At 63.3% G+C, this 4888-nt stretch carries 5 protein-coding genes; 1 reads left to right on the top strand and 4 read right to left on the bottom strand.

From position 1 onward, the window contains the following. From EOA27_RS22060 to EOA27_RS22045, 4 genes are all read right to left on the bottom strand, one after another. Window positions 1-557: carbohydrate ABC transporter permease (locus EOA27_RS22060; RefSeq protein WP_145970464.1), on the bottom strand; the 557-nt coding region annotated here is incomplete at its 3' end. A gap of 8 nt (window positions 558-565) precedes the next feature. After that, window positions 566-1495 (bottom strand): sugar ABC transporter permease, encoded by a 930-nt coding sequence (locus tag EOA27_RS22055; RefSeq protein WP_126083605.1) that lies wholly within the window; start codon window positions 1493-1495, stop codon window positions 566-568. A 242-nt stretch (window positions 1496-1737) separates the two neighbouring features. Further along, window positions 1738-3012 carry an ABC transporter substrate-binding protein gene (locus tag EOA27_RS22050; RefSeq protein ID WP_126079956.1) on the bottom strand — a complete coding sequence of 425 codons (1275 nt, stop codon included), beginning with the start codon at window positions 3010-3012 and terminating at the stop codon, window positions 1738-1740. A 53-nt stretch (window positions 3013-3065) separates the two neighbouring features. Then, window positions 3066-3974, bottom strand: a complete 909-nt coding sequence (locus tag EOA27_RS22045; RefSeq protein WP_126079955.1) for an N-acetylmuramic acid 6-phosphate etherase — start codon at window positions 3972-3974, stop codon at window positions 3066-3068. A gap of 201 nt (window positions 3975-4175) precedes the next feature. On the opposite strand from EOA27_RS22045, the gene EOA27_RS22040 reads away from it, so the two are divergent. Beyond that, window positions 4176-4888, top strand: a 713-nt coding sequence (locus EOA27_RS22040) for an N-acetylglucosamine kinase (protein WP_127257159.1), incomplete at its 3' end; no start/stop codon positions are given.

Genomic DNA, 4888 nt, shown 5'->3' with positions numbered 1-4888 from the left:
ATCGTATATTCCGACAGCCCGTCGATACGTCCGGCGTTCTTCAGGTCGTTTGACACCTGCTTCATGAATTCCGACAGGATGAAGATCGCCAGCGGCAGGCCCTGCGCGGTGTAGACCAGGATCAGCGCCGTCAGCGTGTTCACCAGCCCGCTCGCCACCATCAGTTGCAGGATGGCGACGGTGCCGAGCCGGATCGGGATCATGATGCCGAGCGCCAGGTAAAGCCCCATCAGCGTGTTGCCGCGGAAGCGGTATTCCGACAGCGCGAAGGCGGCCATCGCGCCGAACAGAAGCACGAAGAACAGCGAGGCGACAGTGACGACGAGGCTGTTCTGGAAATAGTGGAAGAAATCGCCCTGGCCGAACACGGTGGTGTAGCCGATCAGGTCGAAGGTCTTCGGTGTCGGCGGCGTCAGCGGCGCGCCGAAGATGCCCGCGCGCGATTTGAACGAATTCATCACCACCAGGATCACCGGGAACAGCGCGATCACCGTGTAGGTGATAAGGATCGCGTGCGCGCCGATGGTGCGGGGCAGGGAACGGGTGGCTAGGCTCATGGCGCGCCTCAGAACTGGTAGCGACGCAGGCGCGTCTGCACGAGGAACAGGTAGACGCAGACGCCGGCGAGGATGATTAGGAACATGATCGTGGCGATCGCGGCGCCCATATTCGGATCGCCGACCTGCAGCTGGAAGCCGAAGAAGGCGCGGTAGAGGAAGGTGCCGAGAATGTCGGTCGAATAGTTCGGCCCGGCGAGCGCGCCCTGCGCGGTGTAGATCAGGTCGAAGGCGTTGAAATTGCCGACGAAGGTCAGGATCGAGATGATGCCGATCGAGGGCAGGATCAGCGGCAGCTTGATCTTCCAGAACTGCGCCATGCCGGTGATGCCGTCGCATTCGGCCGCCTCGATCACCTCGTCCGGGATCGACAGCAGCGCTGCGTAGATCAGCATCATCGGGATGCCGACGAACTGCCACACCGACACCAGGCTGAGCGCGGTCAGCGCGTATTGCTCCTTGCCGAGCCAGGGCGTGAAGAAGCTCTTCAAGCCGACAAAATCCATCAGATGCGGTGCCACGCCCCAGATCGGCGACAGGATCAGCTTCCAGGCGAAGCCGACGATGACGAAGGACAGGATCGTCGGCACGAAGATCGCCGTGCGATAGAAGGCGGTGAAGCGCAGCCGGGGGCTGGAAAGCAGCGCTGCCAGCAGGATGCCGATCGGGTTCTGCACCAGCATGTGGATGATGAAGAACCAGACATTGTTCCTGAGCGCATTCCAGAAATTCACCGACCAGTTCGGATCGCCGAACAGCGTGCGGAAATTGCCGAGGCCGACAAACACCTGGGACTGCTCGATGTTGCGGAACAGCGAGAGCTGCAGCGTGCCGAACAGCGGCAGGATCATGAAGGCGGTGTAGACCAGCACCGCCGGCGCCAGGAAGACGCCGACATGCCAGCGTATGGGTCTTTTCGCTCGCGTTTCTGCAGCCATGGTCTCGGTGTCCATGAGTTCGGTTCCCCGCCGTCTCTGGGTTCCAGTTCGGTGATGCTAGCTGATGCCTCGATGCACGGCCTGGCTGTCCCCTCTGGGGGTAAGACAAGGCCAGCGACAGATCGGCTCCGTTTTCCCCGCGAGATCGAGGGTAAGACCGGGAGGCTGCGCCGACAATCGCTATCTAACAGCTGTTCGAATGCCGGCCGGGCATGTTCCCGGCCGGCCCGTTGCCTGCGACTTTACTTCGCCGGCTTGTACCAGCTGTCGAGGCCGTCCTGCAGCTTCTTGGCCGCGGCCTCCGGCGTGTCGGTGCCGTTGATCACGTTGGCCGATTCAACCCAGGTCTCGTTCTCGAGGTTCGGCGTGCCGCGCGACAGGATCTGGTAGGTCGAGCGGATCGTCGACTTGCACTTGCCGCGCCAGGAGACGAATTCCTGCGCCAGCGGGTCTTCCATCTTCACCGGCGTCGAGTTCAGGCTGAAGAAGCCCGGCAGCGCGTTGGCATAGATGGTGGCGAAATCAGGCGAAGCGACCCAGGACAGGAACTTCTTGGCCTCTTCCGGATGCTTCGATGCCGCGTTCAGGCCCATGCCGATATCGGTATGGTCGGAGATGTAGCAGGTATCGCCGGCCTTCTGCACCGGCGGCGGGAAGGCGCCCATCTTGAACTGCGCCTGTGTGTTGAACAGGCCGATCTCCCACGAGCCGGCCGGGTAGATGGCGGCGCGGCCGAGCGTGAACAGGTTCTGGCTGTCCGGGTAGGTCTGGGCCTCGAAGCCGTCGCCCAGATAGGGCTTCCACTTGGCCAGTTCCTTGTAGGGCTCGACCCAGTCGGCATCGGTCAGCTTCTGCTCGCCCTTGATCAGGGCCGCGCGGCCTTCCTCGCCCTTCCAGTAGTTCGGGCCGATATTCTGGTAGCCCATGGTCGCGGCTTCCCAGAGATCCTTGGTGCCCATCGCCATCGGGATGTAGGTGCCGTCGGCCTTGATCTTGTCGAGCACGGCGTAGAACTCTTCGTTGGTGGTCGGCACCTTGAGGCCGAGCTTGTCGAAGGCGTCCTTGTTGTAGATGAAGCCGTGGATGACCGAAGCCATCGGCACGCAGAAGCTCGACTTGCCGTCATCGGTCTGCCAGGCGGCCTTGGCGACGGGCGAGAAGTTCTCCATGCCGGGCAGCGAGGAGATGTCGGCGAGGTTGCCCTTCTTGAACAGCTCGAGCGACTTGTCGAAGGGGCGGCAGGTGATCAGGTCGCCGGCCGAGCCGGCGGCGAGCTTGGCGCCGAGCGCTGCGTCATACTCGGTCGGAGCCGAAGGCGCGAACACCACCTTGATGCCGGGGTTCTTGGCTTCGAAGGCCGGGATCAGCTTGTCCTTCCAGATGGTCAGGTCGTCGCCGCGCCAGCTTTCGATGTTGAGCGTCACGTCCTCGGCCAGAGCCATCCCGGTGGTGCCGAGGATGCCCGTGCCGAGGATGCTTGTGCCGAGCAGAAGGGCCGTCAGTAGTTTGGTCTTCATCTTCAGTCTCCCTGTTGACCTTTTTCAGGTTCGGTTTTGATGAGAACAGAGGCTCAGCGCCCCTTGCTCCCCTCGATCTCGGAAAGCGCCGGCCGAAGCTTTTGGCCGGTTCCTTCCAGTATCTTCTCGGCCGCATCGGCGTTTGCCGCGCCCGCGGCGAGCAGAATGGCGGTCTTGACCACGCCCCCGCTCTTCTCGAGCAAGCGGGCGGCGTCGTCGCGGCTCTTGCCGCTGATGGCCGCGACCATGCGCACGGCGCGGTCGCGCAGCTTGATGTTGTCGGCGGTGAGATTGACCATGTAGCCGTCATGGACATGGCCAAGATGGATGGCGGCAAGCGTCGACAGCATGTTGAGCGCGATCTTCTGCGCGGTGCCCGCGCCCATGCGCGTCGAGCCGGCGATCAGCTCCGGTGGCGTTTCGAGCAGGATGGCGACATCGGCCTGCTTGAACAGCGCGGCGCCCCGGTTGTTGGCGATGGCGATGGTCGCCGCGCCGCGGCTGCGTGCGTCCTGCAGCGCCTGGACCGCATAGGGGGTGGAGCCGCTTGCGGAGATGGCGATCAGGCAGTCGCCCTTGCCGATGGCGGCCGCGGCAACAGCCGACGAAGCTTCCTCGGTGTCGTCCTCGGGGCCGCCTGCCAGCGTGCGGAAGGCATTGTCGCCGCCGGCGATCAGGATGGCGATCCGGTCGCGGGCGATGCCGAAGGTGCCAGGCAATTCCAGCGCGTCGGCCACCGCCATCAGGCCGGAACTGCCGGCCGCCGCATAGGCAAGTTTCCCGCCACTCTTCAACTGCTTCGCGATGAGTTCGGCGGCGGCGGCGATCGCCGGAATGGCGCCGTGCACGGCCTTGGCGGCCTCGATCTGGGCGTTGGCCAGGAACGCCAGAATGGCTTCCGGGGCCTCGACATCCAGCCCCTCGGCATTCTGGTGAAGCGCTTCCGTGCGCGTCTCGGCCATCCATTTTCCTCCGACCTGAACGAACAATACCAAAAAAATACCACTTGTCCACACGCATTAACGAATTTCAGGTGGCGGAACTCGCTTTCCGGCAAATTAACGTGATTTTTCAATAAAATACGGCTTAATCTTTTTTGAACCGAAATTAACTCTTGGCTATTGGTATTTTATTGGTATTATCCGGCCCCGAGGAGAAATCGCGTGAAATTCGTGCTTGGCATCGATGGCGGCGGCACCAGCTGCAGGGCGGCCCTTGCGACCGTCGACGGCGTTGTCGTCGGCCGCGCCAAGAGCGGCGCCGCCAACATCCGCACCGATCTCACCGGCGCCCGCGCCAACATCATCGAAGCGGCCAGGCAGGCTTTCCTTGCGGCTGGCGCGGATCCGGATTTGATCCCGCAAACACCGGCCATTCTCGGGTTGGCCGGCGCCAATGTCGGCACCTACCGGCAGCAGCTCGAAGCAATCCTGCCCTTCAGCCGAAGCCGCGTCGAAACCGATGCCGAGATCGCGCTCGAGGGGGCGGTCGGCTCCGGTGACGGCGCCATGGCCATCCTGGGGACAGGCACCGCCTATATGGCGCGTAAAGAGGGCAAGTCCCGCGCCATCGGCGGCTGGGGCTTCCAGGTCGGCGACCAGGGCAGCGGCGCCCGCATCGGCCGCGACCTGCTGGAACAGACGCTGCTTGCCTATGACGGCATCCGTCCGGGCTCGCCCTTGACCGACGCCATGCTCGCGGTCTTCCGCAACAATCCGGAAGACGTGGTCGAATTCACCACCAACGCCAAGCCCGGCGATTTCGGCGGCTTCGCGCCGAAGGTTTTCGAGCATGCCGAAAAGGGCGATCTCGTCGCCAATTTCATCCTCGCCAAGGCTGTGGCCGATGTCGAGGCTTCGCTCGGAGCGCTCGATCT

Source organism: Mesorhizobium sp. M2A.F.Ca.ET.037.01.1.1 (assembly GCF_003998075.1).
Taxonomy (GTDB): Bacteria; Pseudomonadota; Alphaproteobacteria; order Rhizobiales; family Rhizobiaceae; genus Mesorhizobium.
This window is presented reverse-complemented; position numbering and strand designations above follow the sequence as displayed.

Coding starts and splice junctions, on each gene's coding strand:
- EOA27_RS22055 (WP_126083605.1), bottom strand. CDS start 1,495: ATGGCTGCAGAAACGCGAGCGAAAAGACCCATACGCTGGCATGTCGGC.
- EOA27_RS22050 (WP_126079956.1), bottom strand. CDS start 3,012: ATGAAGACCAAACTACTGACGGCCCTTCTGCTCGGCACAAGCATCCTC.
- EOA27_RS22045 (WP_126079955.1), bottom strand. CDS start 3,974: ATGGCCGAGACGCGCACGGAAGCGCTTCACCAGAATGCCGAGGGGCTG.